Origin of the sequence: Pseudomonas sp. HN11 (assembly GCF_021390155.1) — a bacterium.
GTDB lineage: Bacteria > Pseudomonadota > Gammaproteobacteria > Pseudomonadales > Pseudomonadaceae > Aquipseudomonas.
This window is the reverse complement of the sequence record NZ_CP089985.1, coordinates 5,931,037-5,951,637: the sequence shown is the minus strand read 5'-3', so window position 1 is coordinate 5,951,637 and position 20,601 is coordinate 5,931,037. Positions and strand designations below refer to the sequence as shown.

Here is a 20,601-nt window from a genome sequence, read left to right as displayed (position 1 = left end):
CTTCTTCAGGAGACAACTCCATGAGCCTCACTATTTTCTGGTTCCTGCCTACCCACGGCGACGGCCATTACCTTGGCACCGCCGAAGGCGCTCGCGCCGTTGACCACGGTTATTTGCAGCAAGTGGCCCAGGCCGCTGACCGCCTGGGCTTCGGTGGGGTGTTGATCCCGACCGGGCGTTCCTGCGAAGACTCGTGGCTGGTGGCCGCTTCGCTGATTGCGGTGACCCAGCGTTTGAAATTCCTGGTCGCGCTGCGCCCCGGGATCATTTCCCCGACGGTGGCCGCGCGTCAGGCCGCGACCCTGGACCGTCTGTCCGGCGGCCGTGCGCTGTTCAACCTGGTGACCGGCGGTGATCCGGAAGAGTTGGCCGGTGACGGCTTGTTCCTCAGCCATGAAGAGCGCTACCAGGCCTCGGTGGAATTCACCCGTATCTGGCGCCGTGTGCTGGAAGGCGAGACCGTGGATTACGACGGCGAACACATCAGCGTCAAAGGCGCCAAGCTGCTTTACCCGCCGATCCAGCAACCGCGTCCGCCACTGTACTTCGGGGGTTCCTCCGAAGCGGCCCAGGACCTGGCAGCCGAACAGGTGGAAATGGTGCTGACCTGGGGTGAGCCACCGGCAGCTGTCGCGGAAAAAATCGAGCAGGTACGGGCCAAGGCCGCCAAGCTGGGGCGTACCGTGCGCTTCGGTATTCGCCTGCATGTGATCGTGCGTGAAACCAACGAAGAAGCATGGAGGGCCGCCGACAAACTGATCTCCCACCTGGACGACGACACCATCGCCCGTGCCCAGGCCTCTTTGGCACGCTTTGATTCGGTCGGCCAGCAACGTATGGCGGCGTTGCACGGCGGTAACCGCGACAACCTCGAAGTCAGCCCCAACCTGTGGGCTGGCGTTGGCTTGGTGCGTGGTGGCGCGGGTACGGCGCTGGTCGGCGATGGCCCGACCGTGGCGGCACGCGTCAAGGAGTACGCCGCGCTGGGTATCGACACGTTTATCTTCTCCGGTTATCCACACCTGGAAGAGTCATATCGCGTCGCGGAACTGCTGTTCCCCCACCTGGATATCGAACGTCCCGAGTTGCCGAAAAGCGCCGGTTACGTCAGCCCGTTCGGCGAGATGGTCGCCAACGACATCCTTCCCAAAGCTGCGTCGCAGAGCTGAGGCAGCGCCATGAACTATGAAAAACTGAGCCACCGTGTGGCGCCCTGGGTACTGCCGATCCTATTGCTGGCGGTGTGGCAGTTGTCGGTGTCGGCAGGGTGGTTGTCGACCCGCATTCTGCCGGCGCCCAGTGCCGTAATCGCAGCCGGTGTCCATTTGGTCGCCAGCGGCGAGATCTGGACGCACTTGGCGATCAGTGGCTGGCGTGCCGGCCTGGGGTTTGTGATCGGTGGCAGCATCGGCCTGGCCCTGGGCTTTATCACCGGCCTGTCGAAGTGGGGTGAACGCCTGCTGGACAGCTCGGTGCAGATGATCCGTAACGTGCCGCATTTGGCGCTGATTCCGCTGGTGATCCTGTGGTTCGGCATTGATGAGACGGCGAAGATTTTCCTGGTCGCCCTCGGCACGTTGTTCCCGATTTACCTCAACACCTATCACGGCATTCGTAACGTTGACCCGGCGCTGGTGGAAATGTCGCGCAGCTACGGCTTGTCCGGTTTCAGCCTGTTCCGCCAGGTGATCCTGCCGGGCGCGCTGCCATCGATCCTGGTGGGCGTGCGCTTTGCCCTGGGCTTCATGTGGCTGACGCTGATTGTGGCGGAAACCATCTCCGCCAGCTCGGGTATCGGTTACCTGGCGATGAATGCCCGCGAATTCCTGCAAACCGACGTGGTGGTGCTGGCCATCGTCATGTACGCCATCCTCGGCAAGCTCGCGGACTTGGCGGCTCGCGGTCTGGAGCGTGTATGGCTGCGCTGGCACCCGGCTTATCAAGTGAATAAAGGAGGTGCGGCATGACAGCTCAACAACCCCCGCGCCTGCTCAAGGGCATCCCCCTGGCAGTACGCAAGTTGCGCAAGGCCTTTGGCGCGCGTGAAGTGCTCAAGGACATCGACCTGCACATTCCTGCCGGCCAATTCGTGGCGGTGGTCGGTCGCAGTGGCTGCGGCAAAAGTACCTTGCTGCGCCTGTTGGCCGGGCTGGACAAAGCCAGCGGCGGCGAGCTGCTGGCCGGTTCCGCACCATTGAGCGAAGCGAATGAAGACACGCGGTTGATGTTTCAGGAAGCGCGCCTGCTGCCGTGGAAAAAGATCATCGACAACGTTGGCCTGGGTCTCAAAGGCAATTGGCGTCCCAGGGCCTTGGAAGCCTTGGAAGCGGTCGGCCTCGCCGAACGTGCCAATGAATGGCCGGCGGCGCTGTCCGGTGGGCAGAAGCAACGTGTGGCCCTGGCCCGTGCGCTCATCCACCAACCGCGTTTGCTGCTGCTGGATGAGCCATTGGGCGCATTGGATGCCCTGACCCGCATCGAGATGCAACAACTGATCGAAAACCTCTGGCAGAAGCACGGTTTCACCGTGTTGCTGGTGACCCATGACGTCAGCGAAGCCGTGGCGATTGCCGACCGGGTGATTCTGATTGAAGACGGTGAAATCGGCCTCGACCTGATCGTCGACTTGCCACGCCCACGTGCCCGCGGCTCACATCGACTGGCGGCGCTGGAGGCCGAAGTGCTCAACCGTGTGCTGTCGCTGCCCGGCTCGCCGCCGGAACCCGAACCTGTTTCACCGCTGCCTACGCAATTGCGTTGGGCGCAATAAAGCAGCGGCAAGCTTCCAGCTACAAGCTGCAAGGGAAAGCAAAGCGCTTTTACTTGCAGCGTGTAGCTAACAACTTGCAGCTATTTCGACCCGAGGAGAAACCGTATGACTATTAAAGCTATCAACGTGCGTAACCAGTTCAAAGGCACCATCAAGGAAATCGTCGAAGGCGACGTGCTGTCGGAAATCGATGTGCAGACGGCGTCCGGCATCGTGACTTCGGTGATCACTACCCGCTCGGTCAAAGAGCTGGAGCTGGTGATTGGCAGCGAGGTGATTGCCTTTGTGAAATCCACCGAGGTATCGATCGCCAAGTTGTGACTGAAGCTCTTTGTCGCTTCTGAGATCGCCTTCGCGAGCAAGCCCGCTTCCACATTTTGATTTGTGAACACATTCATAATGTGGGAGCGGGCTTGCTCGCGAAGAGGCCGGTCCAATCAGCACGAGAGTCAGCGCGCAGCCACCCGCTTAGGCAAATACGCCGGCAAATAAAGCCCCACATACGCATCAAACACCCGCATCCCTTCCTCCGCCATGCGTGGGGTGATCAGCCCGTGCTGATGCACCGAGCGTGCATACACGCGGTCGCTCAACTCCAATGCCAAGGCAAACACATCCACATCGCTGGGCAGTGTGGGCACTTCGAAGTGGCGATTGAACACGTCCAGCATCAAGACTCCCAATTCCAGATCATGCTGACGATCCGCCTGGGTCACCTCCGTCAGCCCGTGCTGGGCCAGGATCAACTGGCGGGCGGCGGCATCCTGATCGTAGACAGTGAGCATGCGCTGCTCGACGATGTAAGACAGGTCGCGCCAATGCTTGAGTGAATCATGATCAATGGGCGCCTGAATCGCCGCCCGGAATGCGCCGTGTACGTCGGCGGTCAAGGCTTCCAACAGTGCCGGCACACTCGCGAAGAAGTGATACACCGACGACGGCGGGATCTGCGCCCGCTCCGCCACGCTGTAGATCGACAAACTCGCCACGCCTTCGGCAGCCAGCAGGGTGCGCGCGGCGTCGAGGATCGCGTCGATCCGGGCCTGGCTGCGGGCGCGGGGTTTGCGGGGGGCGGCGGGGCGGGTGGTCATGGAAGTCTCCTACAAGGCAGCGGGCATTGTATTAGAGAACCGCATAAAAAAAGCCGCAGGCCATACAGCCTGCGGCATTCTTTTATTGCAGCAACCGCTTACACGGTATGCAGGTACCAGTTGTACTCAAGGTCGGAGATGGAGTGTTCGAACTCTTCCAGCTCACTTTCCTTACAGGCGACGAAGATATCGATGTATTTAGGATCGATGTACTTGGCCATCACCTCGCTGTCGTCCAACTCGCGCAGGGCATCGCGCAGGTTGTTCGGCAGGCTCTGTTCGTTTTGCTCGTAGCTGTTGCCTTCCACCGGTGCGTTCGGCTCGATCTTGTTGGTCAGGCCGTGATGCACGCCTGCCAGGACCGAAGCCATCAGCAGGTAAGGGTTGGCGTCAGCGCCGGCCACGCGGTGTTCGATACGTACGGCATCAGATGAGCCGGTCGGTACGCGAATCGCCACGGTGCGGTTGTCCAGGCCCCAGCACGGCGAGTTCGGCACGTAGAACTGTGCGCCGAACCGGCGGTAGGAATTCACGTTGGGGCACAGGAACGCCATTTGAGCGGGTAGGGTCTCGAGCACACCGCCGATCGCGTGACGCAATGCGGCGTTCTGCTCGGGATCCTCGCTGGCAAAGATGTTCTTGCCGTCCTTGTCCAGAATGGAGATGTGTACGTGCAAACCGTTGCCTGCCTGGCCTGGGTAAGGCTTGGCCATGAAGGTGGTGTCCATCTCATGGTCGTAGGCGATGTTCTTGATCAGGCGCTTGAGCAGTACCGCGTAGTCGCAAGCCTTGATCGGGTCGGCCACATGGTGCAGGTTCACTTCGAACTGCGCCGGGGCACTTTCCTTGACGATGGCGTCGGCCGGAATGCCTTGCTCTTTGGCACCTTCCAGGATGTCCTGAAGGCAGTCGACGTATTCGTCGAGGTCGTCGATAAGGTAGACCTGTGTCGAGTGCGGGCGTTTGCCGGAGATCGGCGAGCGGGGCGGTTGTGGGCGGCCGTTCACGTTCTCCTGGTCGATCAGGTAGAACTCAAGCTCGAAGGCGGCGCAGATGGTCAGACCGAGGTCGTCAAACTTGCTTACAACTTGGCGGAGCACTTCGCGCGGATCGGCGAAGAAAGGTTCACCTTCCAGTTCGTGCATGGTCATCAGCAATTGCGCGGTAGGGCGCTTTTGCCAGGGTTCATTGCATAGGGTGTCGGGGATTGGATAACAGATTCGGTCAGCATCACCGATGTCCAGGCCCAGGCCGGTGCTTTCCACCGTAGAGCCGTTGATATCCAGGGCAAATAAAGAGGCAGGCAAGTTAATGCCCTTCTCGTAAACCTTGTGGAGGCTGGTGCGTTCGATGCGCTTGCCGCGCACCACACCATTCATATCCGCAATTAGAAGGTCTACGTACAGAACCTCAGGATGATCCTTAAGGAACGCGTTCGCTTCGTTAAGCTGAACGGCACGCGGGGGTACCGACATGATGCAACACCTTTGTTGTTAAAAATATCAATCATTGATCTTTTCTGGTTTCAGTCAACCCGAACGGCATGCTGAAGTCAAGCGAGGCCTTTTTTGCCCTAAAAAAGCGCCACGAAGGCTTTTTTGAGGCTTTTTGGGGCGGTTTTTTGGGTTTGAAGGGCTTGGGACTCGCAGGCTTGAGCGGACCGTGTTGTATTTTTTACGGGGGTGTTGTGTAAAAAAATGAACAAGGCTAAGCTCGATTCAAACCCATAACAGCAATAATACCGGGGTGCTTCATGTTTCACCTGCCGCCCAACGGCGTCTTTGCCTGCCTCAGCCAGGCGGTGTCATCCGTACATTCCTTCCGCGTGAATACCCGCGCACCGGCCAATATTCTTGACGCCCGGGCCGACCTCTTTTTTGCCTCCTCATTTGCCAACGAACAGCGTGCGCCTCGCGCGCTGCTCAAAATTGCGCACAACTTTGGCGTGAGGAATGCAACGCTGCAGCAAATGGCAGGTAAGCTCCTACCCTGAATGAAAAAACGACGCGGATGCTGCGTCAACCAACGCCTGGCCTTTAATGGATGCCAGGAAACCCAGCCCAGAGGCATTTATGAGTAACAACCTCGACCAGCTCACCGATTGGTTGAAAGACCACAAGATCACAGAAGTCGAATGCATGATTGGCGACCTCACCGGCATCACCCGGGGCAAGATCTCGCCGACCAACAAGTTCATCGCCGAAAAAGGCATGCGCCTGCCCGAGAGCGTGCTGTTGCAGACCGTGACCGGCGACTATGTCGAAGATGACATCTATTACGAATTGCTCGACCCGGCCGACATCGACATGATCTGCCGCCCCGACCAGAACGCGGTGTTCCTGGTGCCGTGGGCTATCGAGCCGACCGCCCAGGTGATCCACGACACCTACGACAAGCAAGGCAACCCGATCGAGCTGTCGCCGCGCAACGTGCTCAAGAAAGTCCTCAAGCTCTACGCCGACAAAGGCTGGCAGCCCATCGTGGCGCCGGAGATGGAGTTCTACCTGACCAAGCGCTGCGAAGACCCGGACTTCCCGCTGCAGCCGCCGATTGGTCGTTCCGGTCGCCCGGAGACTGGTCGCCAGTCCTTCTCTATAGAAGCCGCCAACGAATTCGACCCATTGTTCGAAGATGTCTACGACTGGTGCGAACTGCAGGAACTGGACCTCGACACGCTGATCCACGAAGACGGCACGGCGCAGATGGAGATCAACTTCCGTCACGGCGATGCCCTGTCCCTGGCCGACCAGATCCTGGTGTTCAAGCGCACCATGCGTGAAGCCGCGCTCAAGCATGATGTGGCCGCCACCTTCATGGCCAAGCCGATGACCGGCGAGCCCGGCAGCGCGATGCACCTGCACCAGAGCATCATCGACATCGCCACCGGCAAGAACGTCTTCTCCAATGAAGACGGGACCATGAGCCAGCTGTTCCTCAACCACATTGGCGGCCTGCAGAAGTTCATCCCTGAATTGCTGCCGTTGTTTGCCCCCAACGTGAACTCGTTCCGTCGCTTCCTGCCCGACACCTCGGCGCCGGTGAACGTGGAGTGGGGCGAAGAAAACCGCACTGTTGGCCTGCGCGTACCGGACGCTGGCCCGCAGAACCGTCGTGTGGAAAACCGCCTGCCTGGCGCCGATGCCAACCCGTACCTCGCGATTGCCGCCAGCCTGCTGTGTGGCTACATCGGCATGGTCGAAGGCCACAACCCGAGCGCGCCGGTGGTGGGCCGTGGTTACGAGCGGCGCAACCTGCGCCTGCCGTTGACCATCGAAGACGCCCTGGAACGCATGGAAAACAGCAAGACCATCGAGAAATACCTGGGTCAGAAATTCATCACGGGCTACGTCGCGGTCAAGCGGGCCGAGCATGAAAACTTCAAGCGCGTGATCAGTTCGTGGGAGCGGGAATTCCTGCTCTTCGCCGTCTGATGCGCCGGGCGCGCTCTTCACGCGGCGCGCCCTCACCTGAAAAGTCTAGGAGATTGGTATGTCCAGCAACAACCCGCAAACCCGTGAATGGCAAGCCTTGAGCAGTGATCACCACCTGGCGCCGTTCAGCGACTTCAAGCAATTGAAAGAGAAAGGCCCACGGATCATCACCAAAGCCCACGGCGTTTACCTGTGGGACAGCGAAGGCAACAAGATCCTCGACGGCATGGCTGGTCTGTGGTGCGTGGCGATCGGTTACGGTCGCGATGAATTGGCTGAAGCCGCCGCCAAGCAGATGAAAGAACTGCCGTACTACAACCTGTTCTTCCAGACCGCTCACCCGCCGGTGCTGGAACTGGCCAAGGCCATTTCCGACATCGCGCCCGCCGGCATGAACCATGTGTTCTTCACCGGTTCCGGCTCCGAAGGCAACGACACCATGTTGCGCATGGTCCGCCACTACTGGGCCATCAAGGGCCAGCCGAACAAGAAAACCATCATCAGCCGCAAGAATGGCTACCACGGCTCCACCGTGGCCGGCGCCAGCCTGGGCGGCATGACGTATATGCATGAGCAGGGCGACTTGCCGATCCCTGGCATCACTCACATCGCCCAGCCGTACTGGTTTGGCGAAGGCGGCGACATGAGCCCCGAAGAATTCGGCGTGTGGGCCGCCAACCAGTTGGAAGAGAAAATCCTGGAGCTTGGCGTGGAAACCGTCGGTGCCTTTATTGCCGAGCCGATCCAGGGCGCCGGCGGCGTGATCGTTCCGCCTGCCACCTACTGGCCGCGCATCAAGGAAATCCTCGCCAAGTACGACATCCTGTTTATCGCTGACGAAGTGATCTGCGGTTTCGGCCGCACAGGTGAGTGGTTCGGTAGCGATTTCTACGACCTCAAGCCGCACATGATGACCATCGCCAAGGGCCTGACCTCGGGCTACATCCCGATGGGTGGCCTGATCGTGCGCGATGAAGTGGTAGACGTGCTCAACGAAGGCGGTGATTTCAACCACGGTTTTACGTACTCCGGTCACCCGGTCGCTGCGGCAGTGGCACTGGAAAACATCCGCATCATGCGCGACGAAAAAATCGTTAACCGTGTGCACGACGAAACGGCACCGTATTTGCAGAAACGTCTGAGGGAATTGGCGGATCATCCGCTGGTGGGCGAAGTGCGCGGTGTGGGTATGCTCGGTGCCATTGAACTGGTGCAGGACAAAGCCACGCGCAAGCGTTACGAAGGCAAGGGTGTCGGCATGATCTGCCGTACGTTCTGCTTCGAAAATGGCCTGATCATGCGCGCCGTAGGCGACACCATGATCATTTCGCCGCCGCTGGTGATCAGCAAGGCAGAAATCGACGAGCTGGTGACCAAGGCTCGTCAATGCCTGGACCTGACTTTGGCGGCATTGCAGGGCTAAGTGCTAGGCTCAGAACGCAGCAGTTTTCGGCCGCTGCGTTTTGCGCAGTTATAAATGAGGCTTTGGTTGAAAGCCGGCCCTTGAACTTGCCAGACTGTCGCCCTGTTTTGTTGCCCTTTGGCTGGGCCTCGAAACATATGAAGCTTGTGGCCCAAAAAAGAAAAAATTGGAGCATCACCAAATGAAGGCATTAGGTTTGAAGAACGCTGGCAAGACCCTCCTCGCCTTGTCCCTGATGGGCGCAATGGCGGGCGCGGCCCAGGCCGACGATAAAGTGCTGCACGTCTACAACTGGTCCGACTACATTGCACCGGACACCGTCGCCAACTTTGAAAAAGAGTCCGGCATCAAAGTGGTGTACGACGTGTTCGACAGCAACGAGACCCTGGAAGCCAAGTTGCTGGCAGGCAAGTCCGGCTACGACATCGTTGTGCCGTCGAACAACTTCCTGGCCAAGCAGATCAAGGCCGGTGTTTACCAGGAGCTGGACAAGTCCAAGCTGTCCAACTACGACAACCTGAACAAATCCCTGCTCAAAGCCGTTTCGGTCAGCGACCCGGACAACAAGCACGCCTTCCCGTACATGTGGGGCTCGATCGGCATCGGCTATAACCCGGAGAAGGTCAAGGCCGCGCTGGGCGTGGACAAGATCGAGTCGTGGGACGTACTGCTCAAGCCTGAAAACATCGCCAAGCTGAAAAGCTGCGGCGTGAGTTTCCTCGATTCGCCAACCGAAATGCTGCCGATCGCGCTCCACTACCTGGGCCTGCCGACCGACAGCCAGAAGAAAGACGACCTCAAGCAAGCCGAAGCGCTGTTCCTGAAGATCCGCCCTTCGATCGGTTACTTCCACTCGTCCAAGTACATCTCCGACCTGGCCAACGGCAACATCTGCGTGGCCGTGGGTTACTCGGGTGACATCCAGCAGGCCAAGTCCCGTGCGGCTGAAGCCGGTGGCAAGGTCAAGGTGGCCTACGACATTCCGAAAGAAGGTGCTGGCAGCTTCTTCGACATGGTCGCCATCCCTAAGGATGCCGAGAACGTCGACGCAGCCTACAAGTTCATGAACTACCTGCTCAAGCCGGAAGTCATGGCGTCGATCACCAACAGCGTGCGTTTCCCGAACGGTAACGAGAAAGCCACCGCCCTGGTGGATAAAGACATCACCAGCGACCCGGGCATCTACCCGCCAGCGGATGTGCAAGCCAAGCTTTACGCCATTGCCGACCTGCCGGCTGCGACCCAGCGTGAAATGACACGTAGCTGGACCAAGATCAAGTCGGGTAAGTAAGCCCTGAAACCTGTGAAGGGGCAGTTTGACTGCCCCTCTCACAAATTAAATAACAGAAAGTTTTGCCGGATCGGTTTATCGAGGGTAAGTTGCGCGCCGGTTTTGTTGCCGGGCAACAACTTTGGGCCCAACTATTTAAGAGGACCTCCACTTGCCAATTTCTTTATTTCGCAAAGCCATGCTGGTGGGTGCAGGTATCACGCTGACGTTGAGCGTGCAGGCAGCACCGACGGTGCATATTTATAACTGGTCGGATTACATCGGCACCGACACCCTGGCCAACTTCGAAAAGGCCAGCGGCATCAAGCCCGTGTATGACGTGTTTGACTCCAACGAAACCCTGGAAGGCAAGCTGCTGGCCGGGCGTACCGGCTACGACGTGGTGGTGCCGTCCAACCACTTCCTGGGCAAACAGATCAAGGCCGGGGCGTTCCAGAAGCTCGACAAGTCACTGCTGACGAATTACGCCAACCTTGACCCGGCGCTGCTCAAGCGCCTGGAAAAGAACGACCCCGGTAACCAGTACGCCGTGCCGTACCTGTGGGGCACCAATGGCATCGGCTACAACGTCGATAAAGTGAAGGAAGTGCTGGGCGTCGACCATATCGATTCCTGGGCCGTGCTGTTCGAGCCGGAGAACATGAAGAAGCTGGCGACCTGCGGCGTGTCGTTCATGGACTCGGCGGATGAAATGCTGCCGGCGGTGCTCAACTACATGGGCCTGAACCCTAACAGCACGAACCCGGAGGATTACAAAAAGGCCGAAGAGAAGCTGCTGAAAGTGCGGCCGTACGTGACCTACTTTCACTCTTCCAAATACATCTCGGACCTGGCCAACGGCAACATCTGCGTGGCCGCAGGTTTCTCCGGCGATGTGTTCCAGGCCAAGGCCCGCGCGGCCGAGGCAGGCAAAGGCGTGAACATCGCCTACACGATTCCGAAAGAAGGCGGCAACCTGTGGTTCGACGTGCTGGCTATCCCCAAGGATGCCACCAACGTCAAAGAGGCCCACGCCTTCATCAACTATTTGCTGCAACCTGAGGTGATTGCCCAGGTCAGTGATTACGTCGGTTACGCCAACCCTAACCCAGGGGCGGACAAGCTGATGGAGCAATCGATACGCACGGACGAAGCGGTTTACCCACCGCAGGCGGTACTCGACAGGACCTTTGTCAATTTCGAGCTACCCCCGAAAGTGCAACGTTTGATGACCCGTAGCTGGACCAAGGTCAAGACGGGCAAGTAAGGCTCAACCTATCAAGGTTCGTCCGTATTGGACGTTCTGCACTCTTTTTTTTCTGGGAGTTTCGTAAATGGCAGTTGCCTCCGGCGCCTATAAGAAAGCCCTCGAAGGGGACCAGACACCGAAGAAGGTGCTGGTCAAAATCGACCGGGTCACGAAGAAGTTCGACGAGACGATTGCCGTGGACGATGTGTCCCTGGAAATCAAGAAAGGCGAGATCTTCGCCCTGCTCGGCGGTTCGGGTTCGGGCAAGTCCACCTTGCTGCGCATGCTCGCAGGTTTCGAGCGCCCGACCGAGGGCCGCATCTACCTCGACGGTGTGGACATCACCGACATGCCGCCCTACGAGCGGCCGATCAACATGATGTTCCAGTCCTACGCCTTGTTCCCGCACATGACTGTGGCGCAGAACATTGCCTTCGGCCTGCAACAGGACAAGATCCCCAAGGCTGAAGTCGACGCCCGTGTCGCGGAGATGCTCAAGCTGGTGCAGATGAGCCAGTACGCCAAGCGCAAGCCGCATCAGTTGTCCGGCGGCCAGCGTCAGCGTGTGGCCCTGGCCCGCTCCCTGGCCAAGCGCCCGAAACTGCTGTTGCTCGATGAGCCGATGGGCGCTCTCGACAAGAAGCTGCGTTCGCAGATGCAGCTGGAACTGGTGGAAATCATCGAGCGCGTCGGTGTGACCTGCGTGATGGTGACCCACGACCAGGAAGAGGCCATGACCATGGCCGAGCGCATCGCAATCATGCACCTGGGCTGGATCGCCCAGATCGGCAGCCCGATCGACATCTACGAAACGCCTACCAGCCGCCTGGTGTGTGAGTTCATCGGCAACGTCAACATCTTCGACACCCAAGTGGTCGATGACGCCGAAGGTCACGCAGTGCTCAAGTGCCCGGACCTGGATCGCGACATCTACGTGGGCTACGGCATCGCTACCGCCGTGGAAGACAAGTCGGTGACCTACGCGATCCGCCCGGAAAAACTGCTGGTCACCACCGAAATGCCGACCTGCGAGCACAACTGGTCCAGCGGCAAGGTACACGATATTGCCTACCTGGGCGGCCACTCGGTGTTCTACGTGGAGTTGCCGAGCGGCAAGCTGGTGCAGTCCTTCGTGGCCAACGCCGAGCGCCGTGGTCAGCGTCCGACTTGGGGTGACCAGGTCTACGTATGGTGGGAAGACGACAGCGGCGTGGTACTTCGCTCATGAATATGAAGAAGTTCAAGCGGCGCTTGGATCGCATAATCCCCAATGGCAAGCAGGTGGTCATCGGGATTCCCTTCCTGTGGCTGTTCCTGTTTTTCGCACTGCCGTTTTTCATTGTATTGAAGATCAGCTTTGCCGAAGCCGATGTAGCGATTCCGCCCTACACCGAGATCTACACCTACGTTGAGCAGAAGCTGCAACTGGTGCTGAATCTGGCCAACTACCAGTTGCTGGCCGGCGATGAGCTGTATATCTCTGCGTACCTGGGCTCGCTCAAGATGGCGTTCTTCAGCACGCTGCTGTGCCTGCTGATCGGGTATCCGATGGCCTATGCCATTGCCACCGCGCGCAAAGAGATGCAGACCGTGCTGGTGCTGTTGATCATGATGCCGACCTGGACCGCGATCCTGATCCGCGTGTATGCGTGGATGGGCATTCTCAGCAACAACGGTTTGCTCAATGGCTTCCTGATGTCCATGGGACTGATCAACGAACCGCTGCAGATCCTCAACACCAACATCGCGGTGTATATCGGCGTGGTCTATTCGTACCTGCCGTTCATGATCCTGCCGTTGTACGCCAACCTGGTGAAGCACGATCAGAGCCTGCTGGAAGCCGCATCGGACTTGGGTTCGAGCACCTTCAACAGCTTCTGGAAGATCACTGTGCCGCTGTCGAAGAACGGCATCATCGCCGGCTGCATGCTGGTGTTCATCCCAGTGGTCGGCGAGTTCGTCATCCCGGAACTGCTGGGCGGACCGGAAACCCTGATGATCGGTAAAGTGTTGTGGCAAGAGTTCTTCAACAACCGTGACTGGCCGGTGGCTTCTGCCTTGGCGGTGGTGATGCTGGCGATCCTGATCGTGCCGATCATCCTGTTCAACCGCAGCCAAGCCAAAGAGATGGAGGGCAAGATATGAAGCGCTTCAGTTTCTCGAGTTTCATGCTGGTGGCGGGGTTATTGTTCATCTACCTGCCGATGCTGATCCTGGTGATCTACTCGTTCAACGAATCCAAACTGGTGACGGTATGGGGCGGTTGGTCGATCAAGTGGTACGTGGGCCTGCTGGACAACACCCAGTTGATGGGCTCGGTGGCGCGCTCCCTGGAAATCGCCTGCTACACGGCGGTGGCCGCGGTGGCATTGGGTACATTGGCGGCGTTTGTGCTGACCCGTATCAGCCAGTTCAAGGGCCGCACCCTGTTCGGCGGCCTGGTGACGGCGCCGTTGGTGATGCCGGAAGTGATCACCGGTCTGTCGCTGTTGCTGCTGTTCGTGGCCATGGCGCAGATGATCGGCTGGCCCCAGGAACGCGGCATCGTCACCATCTGGATCGCCCACACCACGTTCTGTGCGGCGTATGTGGCGGTGGTGGTGTCGGCGCGCCTGCGTGAGCTGGACCTGTCGATCGAAGAAGCGGCGATGGACTTGGGCGCGCGCCCGTGGAAGGTGTTCTTTCTGATCACCATCCCGATGATCGCGCCGTCGTTGGCGGCGGGCGGCATGATGTCGTTTGCGCTGTCGCTGGATGACTTGGTATTGGCCAGCTTCGTGTCGGGGCCGGGTTCGACCACCTTGCCGATGGAAGTGTTCTCGGCGGTGCGCCTTGGGGTTAAACCCGAGATCAACGCCGTGGCCAGCCTGATCCTGTTGGCGGTGTCGCTGGTGACTTTCCTGGTGTGGTTCTTCAGCCGTCGTGCCGAAGAGCACCGCAAGAAAGCCATTCAGCAGGCCATCGAAGAAGCAGCGGCGGATGGCTGGAAACAGCCGGACAAGCGTCGGGCACCTGCACCGGTCTAACTGACGGAACGCGGTAAAAAATGTGGGAGCAGGCAAGCCCGCTCCCACAGTTGATTGCATTTCAGGTCAACTATGCAGTCCAGGGAGACTTGCGAATCACCTCCACAAAATTCATCGGCTTGAACCCCGGCTCCTGATCCACCAGCACATCCGTCTTCACGTTGCCAAACGTGGTCTGCGGACGATGGCGCAAGCCGTCGGCAAACGCGCAGATGATGCATTCCTTGAACCCTTCACCCCGTGGATGCGCATGCACCACGGCTTCGCGCTGCACGGTGGAAAACGCAGCGTAGTCCATGCCCAGCACGTCCATCTCCACACCGGCCGTCACCAGCGCCACGGTCGGGCGCAGATGCTGCGGCACGCCCGGTGTGGTGTGCAGGGCGATGGACAGCCACACCTGTTCGATATCGTCATCGCTCAGCCCGTAAGGCTTGAGGAAGGCGGCAGCCGCGTTGGCACCGTCCACTTCAAAGCGCTCGTTGTCACTGCGATGGCCTTCGACCAGGCCCAGGTCATGGAACATCGCGCCGACGTAGAGCAATTCCGGGTTGTACGCGAGTTGCTTGCGTTCGCCGCTCAAGGCGCCAAACAGAAACACCCGGCGGGAGTGGTGGTAGAGCAGGTCGGATTCGACGTCGCGGATGTATTCGGTGGTGGCCTTGGCCAGGGCGCTGTCCGGGATCTGGATGCCGGCGATGGTGGTGCTCATGGTCGTTCTCCTCAACAAAGCGCCGTGGGTGGCGCCGATGAGTCCAGTCTGGTCGCGCGCTCGCGAAGGAGCTATGGCGGCGAGGGAGCGATCCCGGCCAATGTGCCGTCACATCGTGCCAGCCGGAATAATCTCTTGAAGCCTGAGAGGATCAAGTGTGGGAATGGGCTTGCCCGCGAAAGCGGTATGTCGGTTAATACATGTGCCGACTGATCCACCGCATTCGCGAGCAAGCCCGCTCCCACAGGGGTGTGTTCATTCAGTTAACCAAGGCTAACCATTCATGGGCAAAACCGTCGCCATCCTGATCTTTCCCGGCGTCCAGTCACTGGACGTGACCGGCCCCATGGATGTGTTCTGCGAAGCCAACCGCTTTTTGCCGCCGCAAGACCATTACCAATTGGAGGTGATCGGCTTCGGCCACGGCAGCATGGCGGCTTCCAATGGCCTTTCATTGCAGGCTCACCGGCACTACAGCGAAGCGCTTCAGCCCTACGACCTGCTGTTGGTCGCCGGCGGCCCCCAGTTGCCCTTTGAAGACTTCGGCGCCGAATTTGATGACTGGCTGCGCGGCGCCACTGCCCGTGCGCAACGTTTCGGCTCGATCTGCAACGGTGCCTTCATGCTGGCGCGCGCCGGGCTGTTGGCTGGCAAAACCGTCACCACCCACTGGAATGACGCGGCGGATCTGGCGCGGCTGTGCCCCACGGCCCAAGTAGAAGCCGACCGCCTCTATGTGCAGGACGGCAACCTCTACACCTCGGCCGGGGTCACGGCGGGCATTGATCTGTCACTGTATTTGCTGGCCCAGGATCACGGCCCGGAAGTCGCGTTGAGCGTGGCCAAGCGCTTGGTGGTGTTCACCCAGCGCTCAGGCGGGCAGTCGCAGTTCAGCCCGTTTCTCACACCGCACGCCGAAAACACCTCGGCAGTGGCGCTGGTGCAGCTTTACGTGTTGGCGAACCTCACCGGGGATTTGACCATTGCCGACCTGGCCAGGGCGGCCAATATGAGCGCGCGCAATTTCTCTCGGGTGTTTGCCCGTGAAGCGCGGATCACGCCGGCGGAGTTTGTCGAGCGGGCACGGGTAGACGCGGCGCGGGTGATGCTCGAAAGCAGCCTTGCGCCGCTCAAGACCGTCGCCTATCAATGCGGTTTTCGCGACGCCCAGCACATGCGCAGTGTATTCAACCGCCGGCTGGGCGTGACGCCGCAACAGTTCCGGCTTAACTTTGCGGCGCCGGTTTGAGGGTGTCGTAGGCTTCCAGCGCGCGCAGCGAGTAGATGTACGCCGCGCCCGCATTCAGCGAGATGGCGGTGGCCAGTGTCGCGGCGACTTCTTCACGGGTGGCGCCGGCCTTGATCGCCGCGTCGGCATGCACGCCGATGCAGCCATCGCAGCGCGTGGTGATGGCCACGGCGATGGAGATCAGTTCACGGGTCTTGGCGTCGAGCACGTTGTTTTCTTCGGCAGCCTCGCCCAGCGCCATGTAGGCTTTGACCATCTTCGGGTTGCTCTTGCCCAGCGCGCCAAAGGCTTTCTTCACGGTAGGCAGCAAGTCGGACCAGTTATTGAACATTGCGGTAACTCCTGAACAGGTTTGGTTGGTGTAGAACCAGTCTCTTCCGTTCTGGGGCGGCGTTATTGTTCAATCCGCTCATCTTTTTGACCGATGCTCGCAAATGAACTCGATCGACACACTCATCGCGCTGGCCAACCTGCGCGGCAGTCTGGATTTACGGTGTCAGTTCCAAGGAGAATGGGCGCTGGACCACGCGCCGGAAAGCCTCGGTGTGGCGCCTTACCACATCGTGCTCAGCGGCATCTGTCGTGCCGAGTTGTCGGGCGGCCAGCAAGTGACGCTGGGGGAGGGCGACATCCTGCTGATGCCTGGCGGTGCCACGCACTTGTTGCGCAGCCAGGGCGCCCGGATTCAGCCAATACAACCCCAGGTGATTGAAGGCGGCGTACTCAAGGTACATCGCTTGGGCAGTGATCGACCGGACCTGGACATGCTCTGTGGCAGTTTCCACTACAACCGCCAGTCATTGTTGCTCGGCGCGTTGCCGGAGTACCTGGTGGTGTCCAGCCGCGAGTGGCAGGGCGACGGGCAACTGGCGGCGTTGATCGCGTTATTGCGCAGTGAAGCGGACGGCCAGCAATTGGGCGCGCGCTCCTTTATCGACGCGTTGTCGTCGGCGCTGTTCACGCTGATCCTGCGCACCTGGCTGAGCCGCCAGGCGCCCGCGGCCGGCACCTTCGCGTTGCTCGCCGACAAGCGCTTGAGCAAAGCCTGGCAGGCGATGCTGGCCGATCCGGGGCATGAGTGGACCATCGACAGTCTGGCGGCGGCTGCGACGATGTCACGCGCTACTTTCATGCGCACGTTCGTGAAAGTGGCAGGCGTGTCGCCGTGGGGGCTGCTGACTCAGTTGCGCATGGAGCTGGCCTTCAACCTGTTGCGCCAGTCGCACCTGAGCCTGTTGGATATCGCGGCCCAGGTGGGTTACCAATCCCAGGCAGCGTTCAGCAAGAAATTCAAGGAGACCTATGGCGAGGCGCCGGGGCGCCTGCGGTCATCGGGCGGGTAGCAACTTGAGGGTGTCACGGGTGTTGGCGGTGACTTCCTCGTCAGTGAAATGTGCCTGTTCGTAGCCGCCTTCGATGTAGGTTTCCGCCTGGTCGCCGTAATGCCGGTCAAACGGCACGCCGCTTTGGCCGACCGGATTGATGGTCAACGCGTGGGCCGCGTCGGCGAAGTCGATCAGACGACGGGTCGAAGGCCCATAGGTAACGGGCCACGGTGCCGGTCCGATATTGGCTGACTGGTTGTTTGGTACTTCGTGGGTGCCCGGCGCTGGGAACGGGCCGACATTGACGATCAGGTCCAAAGGTTTCTGCGAGCCCAGTGGGTGGCTGTGGGTCAGGGTATGGGCCTTGCCCCACTGCCATTGACTTGGGTCATCGCCGAACGCGGCCTTCAGATGCGCGAGGCTGTTGTCCCAGGCGAGCTTGACGGTGTCAGCGCGCTTACCGTCCCACCACGGCGAATCCGGCGTGGCGGCCAGGCGTGGCAGCGCGGCGTCGATCACGCGGGTGCCGAGCAGGGTCTTGAACAGGTTGTCGCCAAGTTTCGGGTGGAAGGCGGCGTCAGCCAGGTTGAACAGGAACTGGTTGAACAGCGTGGCGCTGGTCGAGTCCAGCGGGTAGTCACCCTTCCAGCTTGCAAGCTGCTCCACCAGTTTCAATTGCGCGGGATCTTTGACCACTTCGCGCAGCACCGGCAACAGCGGCGCCAGCAAGCGTGGGCCGAAGGCGGTGGTGGTGCCAAGCTGCAAGGCCTGGCTGTTGTTCACATCCCACTTCACGTTCTTGTCGCTCAGTTGCGCGTTCAACTGTTGCCCACGATCAGCCAGGTTGTAGTAACCGGGAATCTCCATGCCGGTCGGCGAGACCGGCTGGGCATTGGCCGACACCACGTAACCGCGCACCGGGTTTTCTTCCTGAGGGTTGGCGCTGAAAGGATAGAAGCCAAGCTTGTCGGCCTGGGCGGTGCTGCCGTCGAGAATAAACCCGGCATTGACCCCAGCCGGCCGAATAGGCAATTGCGCTGCCGCCCACCAGCCGATATCGCCCTTGGCATTAGCCCACACGATGTTAAGGCCTGGCGCGGATACCTTGGCCGCCGCCGCACGGGCCTTGACCAGCGTGTCGGCGCGGTTGAGCTGGTAGAACCCTTCAAGGATCGGGTTCTGGGTATCGAGGAACGCCCACCACATGGCAATCGGCGTTTTGCCGGCGTTTTCGCCCAGCACGTCATTGATGATCGGGCCGTGCGGGGATTGGCGCAGCGTCAACGTCACTGGCGCCTGGCCCTTCACCGCAATCTGCTGCTCGGTGCTGGTCATGTCGACCCATTGGTCGTGGTACCAGACCTGATTGGCGTTGTCTGGGTTGACCTTCTCGGCGATGAGGTCGAGGTCATCGTTCTGGAACATGGTCAGGCTCCAGCCAAAATCCAGGTTGTGCCCCAGGAATGCCACCGGCACCAGTGCGTTGTGGTAGCCATACAACTCGAACCCCGGTGCTGACAGCTGTGCCTCGTACCACACCGACGGCACCGAGAAACGGATGTGTGGATCACCGGCCAGCAACGGTTTGCCGCTCTTGGTGCGGTTACCGCTGATGGCCCAGGCGTTGCTGCCTTCGAACTGCGGCAGGCCGTTATCGGCCAGGGCCTGTTCGCTCAAGGAGGCGAGGGCGCCGAGGGTCTGCCAATCGCTGGTGGCGAGGTTGAGGGCGCCTTTGGGTTGCCAGTCCAGGTCGAAGACTTTCAGGTAGTCGCTGCCCAGTTGGTCGCGTACGTAAGTCAGCAAAGGCTCAGTACGAAACGCGGCAGCAAAGCTATAGGCCATATACCCGGCGACGCTGATGGTGTCCTCGGCGGTAAACGGCCGCTTGGGGATGCCCAGCACGTCGAACTCCATCGGGCTGGCGTGGCTGTCCTGATACTGGTTGATCCCGTCCAGATAGGCTTGCAGGGCCTTCCAGTGCGCTGACTCATGGTCCAGTTGCGCCACATAGGTGGCCGCGCGGTCGCGAATGCGCAGGCTGCGGAACAGCTTGTCGGTCTCCAGCACCTTGGGCCCCAGCACCTCGGCCAGCTCGCCTCGAGCCAGGCGCCGCATGATCTCCATCTGGAACAGGCGGTCCTGGGCGTGCACGTAGCCGAGGGCGCGGTAAAGGTCGGTCTCGTTCTCGGCGCGAATGTGCGGTACGCCACGGTCGTCGTAACGCACAGTGACCGAGCCCTGCAGATGGGCCAGTTCAACCGTGCCCTGGCGGGTGGGTTGCTTGCTGTACACGTACCAACCGGCGCCGAGGGCGACCAGCACGATAAGAACCGCGAAAACCCGCAAGACGCGCTTCATGAACATTCCTTACCAAGGGTGGGGTGGCGAGTTACGAGCCTTTTGGCCATGAACAATAGCAGCCCACCGCCAAGGTGTGCGTGGCATTCACCTCGCGTCCCGCTTCCAGGGCCTTCAAGATCGGCTCAATAAAACTGTTGCTGGAATTGCACGTGAGGCCTTCGCTGTAGGGGCCGAAATACGCAAGCTTGCCGCTGCGATCCCAGATACCCACGGCAGGGCTGGCCGGCACCTGCTCAGCGCCGGGCAGGGCGGTGAGGGGTTTCATCGTGCGCAGGTTGTCGGGCAATTGGCCGTGGCTGCCGGGTTTTTGCAGGGCGTAGAACTCGACGCCTTGGGGCCCGTACTGCTCGATCAATTCGCCCAGGTGCTGCTGATTACCGACGTTGCACGGGCAGGCCGGGTCCCAGAAGTGCACCAGGCGGATCGGGCCGGGACCGGCGAGGTCGGCAGGCAGCTTCAAGGGGTCGCCGGAAAACACCGCCGTGTGCTCACTGAAGGCACGCAAGTAGCGGCCCTGAAACCAGTCATACGCCGCCCACAGCACGCCGACGCAGATAACCAGGATCAGGCCGGCGAAAGAGGCGGTACGGTAGGGCTGTCTCATTCAGATGTATCCTCAGAGGTCGCGTAGCTTGCCATGCTTGTCCTGACAGATGAATATCGCAGCTCGATATTCATCTTTGCCGCAAGTCTG

20 protein-coding genes are annotated in these 20,601 nt (G+C 60.1%); 14 read left to right on the top strand and 6 right to left on the bottom strand.

Annotated elements, in window-relative coordinates; all coding sequences use genetic code 11:
• The first annotated feature begins 20 nt into the window (after positions 1-20).
• From ssuD to LVW35_RS27370, 4 genes are all read left to right on the top strand, one after another.
• Positions 21-1,169, top strand: a complete 1,149-nt coding sequence (ssuD, locus tag LVW35_RS27385) for an FMNH2-dependent alkanesulfonate monooxygenase (RefSeq protein WP_233892836.1) — start codon at positions 21-23, stop codon at positions 1,167-1,169.
• 9 nt (positions 1,170-1,178) lie between these two features.
• Entirely contained in the window at positions 1,179-1,967 is a 789-nt protein-coding gene (gene ssuC, locus LVW35_RS27380; RefSeq protein WP_016978992.1) for an aliphatic sulfonate ABC transporter permease SsuC, read from the top strand.
• The gene (gene ssuB, locus LVW35_RS27375; RefSeq protein WP_233892835.1) at positions 1,964-2,770 is read left to right on the top strand and encodes an aliphatic sulfonates ABC transporter ATP-binding protein; all 807 of its coding nucleotides are present in this window, start codon (positions 1,964-1,966) and stop codon (positions 2,768-2,770) included. Before ssuC ends, ssuB begins: the two co-directional genes overlap by 4 nt.
• A 105-nt stretch (positions 2,771-2,875) precedes the next feature.
• Positions 2,876-3,091, top strand: a complete 216-nt coding sequence (locus LVW35_RS27370) for a TOBE domain-containing protein (RefSeq protein ID WP_003213899.1) — start codon at positions 2,876-2,878, stop codon at positions 3,089-3,091.
• 128 nt (positions 3,092-3,219) lie between these two features.
• On the opposite strand, the gene LVW35_RS27365 is transcribed toward LVW35_RS27370, so the two are convergent.
• Positions 3,220-3,861: a TetR/AcrR family transcriptional regulator gene (locus LVW35_RS27365; protein WP_233892833.1), complete on the bottom strand. Its 642-nt coding sequence runs from the start codon at positions 3,859-3,861 to the stop codon at positions 3,220-3,222.
• A 98-nt stretch (positions 3,862-3,959) separates the two neighbouring features.
• The gene (locus tag LVW35_RS27360) at positions 3,960-5,336 is read right to left on the bottom strand and encodes a glutamine synthetase family protein (protein ID WP_010207341.1); all 1,377 of its coding nucleotides are present in this window, start codon (positions 5,334-5,336) and stop codon (positions 3,960-3,962) included.
• Between the two features lie 278 nt (positions 5,337-5,614).
• On the opposite strand from LVW35_RS27360, the gene LVW35_RS27355 reads away from it, so the two are divergent.
• The 8 genes from LVW35_RS27355 (at position 5,615) to LVW35_RS27320 (ending at position 14,260) form a co-directional block, all read left to right on the top strand.
• The gene (locus tag LVW35_RS27355; protein ID WP_233892832.1) at positions 5,615-5,854 is read left to right on the top strand and encodes a hypothetical protein; all 240 of its coding nucleotides are present in this window, start codon (positions 5,615-5,617) and stop codon (positions 5,852-5,854) included.
• Positions 5,855-5,933: 79 nt separating this feature from the next.
• Entirely contained in the window at positions 5,934-7,292 is a 1,359-nt protein-coding gene (locus LVW35_RS27350) for a glutamine synthetase family protein (RefSeq protein WP_003176780.1), read from the top strand.
• Between the two features lie 58 nt (positions 7,293-7,350).
• Positions 7,351-8,715 carry an aspartate aminotransferase family protein gene (locus LVW35_RS27345; protein ID WP_233892831.1) on the top strand — a complete coding sequence of 455 codons (1,365 nt, stop codon included), beginning with the start codon at positions 7,351-7,353 and terminating at the stop codon, positions 8,713-8,715.
• A 196-nt stretch (positions 8,716-8,911) separates the two neighbouring features.
• The gene (locus LVW35_RS27340) at positions 8,912-10,006 is read left to right on the top strand and encodes a polyamine ABC transporter substrate-binding protein (protein WP_326489612.1); all 1,095 of its coding nucleotides are present in this window, start codon (positions 8,912-8,914) and stop codon (positions 10,004-10,006) included.
• 151 nt (positions 10,007-10,157) lie between these two features.
• On the top strand, positions 10,158-11,252 hold the full coding sequence (locus tag LVW35_RS27335; protein WP_233892829.1) for a polyamine ABC transporter substrate-binding protein: 1,095 nt from the start codon (positions 10,158-10,160) through the stop codon (positions 11,250-11,252).
• 67 nt (positions 11,253-11,319) lie between these two features.
• Positions 11,320-12,462, top strand: coding sequence for an ABC transporter ATP-binding protein (locus tag LVW35_RS27330; RefSeq protein WP_003176776.1), 1,143 nt, complete (start codon positions 11,320-11,322; stop codon positions 12,460-12,462).
• A complete protein-coding gene (locus tag LVW35_RS27325) occupies positions 12,459-13,379 on the top strand; it encodes an ABC transporter permease subunit (protein ID WP_442799566.1) in 921 nt (306 codons plus the stop codon). Before LVW35_RS27330 ends, LVW35_RS27325 begins: the two co-directional genes overlap by 4 nt.
• On the top strand, positions 13,376-14,260 hold the full coding sequence (locus LVW35_RS27320) for an ABC transporter permease subunit (protein ID WP_010207334.1): 885 nt from the start codon (positions 13,376-13,378) through the stop codon (positions 14,258-14,260). Before LVW35_RS27325 ends, LVW35_RS27320 begins: the two co-directional genes overlap by 4 nt.
• A gap of 70 nt (positions 14,261-14,330) precedes the next feature.
• On the opposite strand, the gene LVW35_RS27315 is transcribed toward LVW35_RS27320, so the two are convergent.
• Complete coding sequence (locus LVW35_RS27315; RefSeq protein WP_233892828.1) at positions 14,331-14,972, bottom strand: HD domain-containing protein; 642 nt, start codon at positions 14,970-14,972, stop codon at positions 14,331-14,333.
• A gap of 283 nt (positions 14,973-15,255) precedes the next feature.
• Between LVW35_RS27315 and LVW35_RS27310 the strand changes: the two genes are divergently transcribed.
• A complete protein-coding gene (locus LVW35_RS27310) occupies positions 15,256-16,221 on the top strand; it encodes a GlxA family transcriptional regulator (RefSeq protein WP_233892827.1) in 966 nt (321 codons plus the stop codon).
• Here LVW35_RS27310 and LVW35_RS27305 read toward each other — a convergent pair.
• Positions 16,199-16,552, bottom strand: coding sequence for a carboxymuconolactone decarboxylase family protein (locus LVW35_RS27305; RefSeq protein WP_016973032.1), 354 nt, complete (start codon positions 16,550-16,552; stop codon positions 16,199-16,201). The genes LVW35_RS27310 and LVW35_RS27305 overlap by 23 nt on opposite strands.
• Positions 16,553-16,655: 103 nt before the next feature.
• Here LVW35_RS27305 and LVW35_RS27300 point away from each other — a divergent pair, with 103 nt between their 5' ends.
• Entirely contained in the window at positions 16,656-17,564 is a 909-nt protein-coding gene (locus LVW35_RS27300; protein ID WP_233892826.1) for an AraC family transcriptional regulator, read from the top strand.
• Here LVW35_RS27300 and LVW35_RS27295 read toward each other — a convergent pair.
• Both LVW35_RS27295 and LVW35_RS27290 read right to left on the bottom strand, forming a co-directional pair.
• Positions 17,550-19,904, bottom strand: coding sequence for a penicillin acylase family protein (locus tag LVW35_RS27295; RefSeq protein ID WP_233892825.1), 2,355 nt, complete (start codon positions 19,902-19,904; stop codon positions 17,550-17,552). The genes LVW35_RS27300 and LVW35_RS27295 overlap by 15 nt on opposite strands.
• Before the next feature lie 31 nt (positions 19,905-19,935).
• A complete protein-coding gene (locus LVW35_RS27290; RefSeq protein WP_233892823.1) occupies positions 19,936-20,511 on the bottom strand; it encodes a DUF6436 domain-containing protein in 576 nt (191 codons plus the stop codon).
• Between the last annotated feature and the right edge of the window lie 90 nt (positions 20,512-20,601).

What these genes read in the sequence shown, in the direction of transcription:
- ssuD (WP_233892836.1), top strand. Translation starts at nt 21, where the DNA reads ATGAGCCTCACTATTTTCTGGTTCCTGCCTACCCACGGCGACGGCCAT.
- ssuC (WP_016978992.1), top strand. Translation starts at nt 1,179, where the DNA reads ATGAACTATGAAAAACTGAGCCACCGTGTGGCGCCCTGGGTACTGCCG.
- ssuB (WP_233892835.1), top strand. Translation starts at nt 1,964, where the DNA reads ATGACAGCTCAACAACCCCCGCGCCTGCTCAAGGGCATCCCCCTGGCA.
- LVW35_RS27370 (WP_003213899.1), top strand. Translation starts at nt 2,876, where the DNA reads ATGACTATTAAAGCTATCAACGTGCGTAACCAGTTCAAAGGCACCATC.
- LVW35_RS27365 (WP_233892833.1), bottom strand. Translation starts at nt 3,861, where the DNA reads ATGACCACCCGCCCCGCCGCCCCCCGCAAACCCCGCGCCCGCAGCCAG.
- LVW35_RS27360 (WP_010207341.1), bottom strand. Translation starts at nt 5,336, where the DNA reads ATGTCGGTACCCCCGCGTGCCGTTCAGCTTAACGAAGCGAACGCGTTC.
- LVW35_RS27355 (WP_233892832.1), top strand. Translation starts at nt 5,615, where the DNA reads ATGTTTCACCTGCCGCCCAACGGCGTCTTTGCCTGCCTCAGCCAGGCG.
- LVW35_RS27350 (WP_003176780.1), top strand. Translation starts at nt 5,934, where the DNA reads ATGAGTAACAACCTCGACCAGCTCACCGATTGGTTGAAAGACCACAAG.
- LVW35_RS27345 (WP_233892831.1), top strand. Translation starts at nt 7,351, where the DNA reads ATGTCCAGCAACAACCCGCAAACCCGTGAATGGCAAGCCTTGAGCAGT.
- LVW35_RS27330 (WP_003176776.1), top strand. Translation starts at nt 11,320, where the DNA reads ATGGCAGTTGCCTCCGGCGCCTATAAGAAAGCCCTCGAAGGGGACCAG.
- LVW35_RS27325 (WP_442799566.1), top strand. Translation starts at nt 12,459, where the DNA reads ATGAATATGAAGAAGTTCAAGCGGCGCTTGGATCGCATAATCCCCAAT.
- LVW35_RS27320 (WP_010207334.1), top strand. Translation starts at nt 13,376, where the DNA reads ATGAAGCGCTTCAGTTTCTCGAGTTTCATGCTGGTGGCGGGGTTATTG.
- LVW35_RS27315 (WP_233892828.1), bottom strand. Translation starts at nt 14,972, where the DNA reads ATGAGCACCACCATCGCCGGCATCCAGATCCCGGACAGCGCCCTGGCC.
- LVW35_RS27310 (WP_233892827.1), top strand. Translation starts at nt 15,256, where the DNA reads ATGGGCAAAACCGTCGCCATCCTGATCTTTCCCGGCGTCCAGTCACTG.
- LVW35_RS27305 (WP_016973032.1), bottom strand. Translation starts at nt 16,552, where the DNA reads ATGTTCAATAACTGGTCCGACTTGCTGCCTACCGTGAAGAAAGCCTTT.
- LVW35_RS27300 (WP_233892826.1), top strand. Translation starts at nt 16,656, where the DNA reads ATGAACTCGATCGACACACTCATCGCGCTGGCCAACCTGCGCGGCAGT.
- LVW35_RS27295 (WP_233892825.1), bottom strand. Translation starts at nt 19,904, where the DNA reads ATGAAGCGCGTCTTGCGGGTTTTCGCGGTTCTTATCGTGCTGGTCGCC.
- LVW35_RS27290 (WP_233892823.1), bottom strand. Translation starts at nt 20,511, where the DNA reads ATGAGACAGCCCTACCGTACCGCCTCTTTCGCCGGCCTGATCCTGGTT.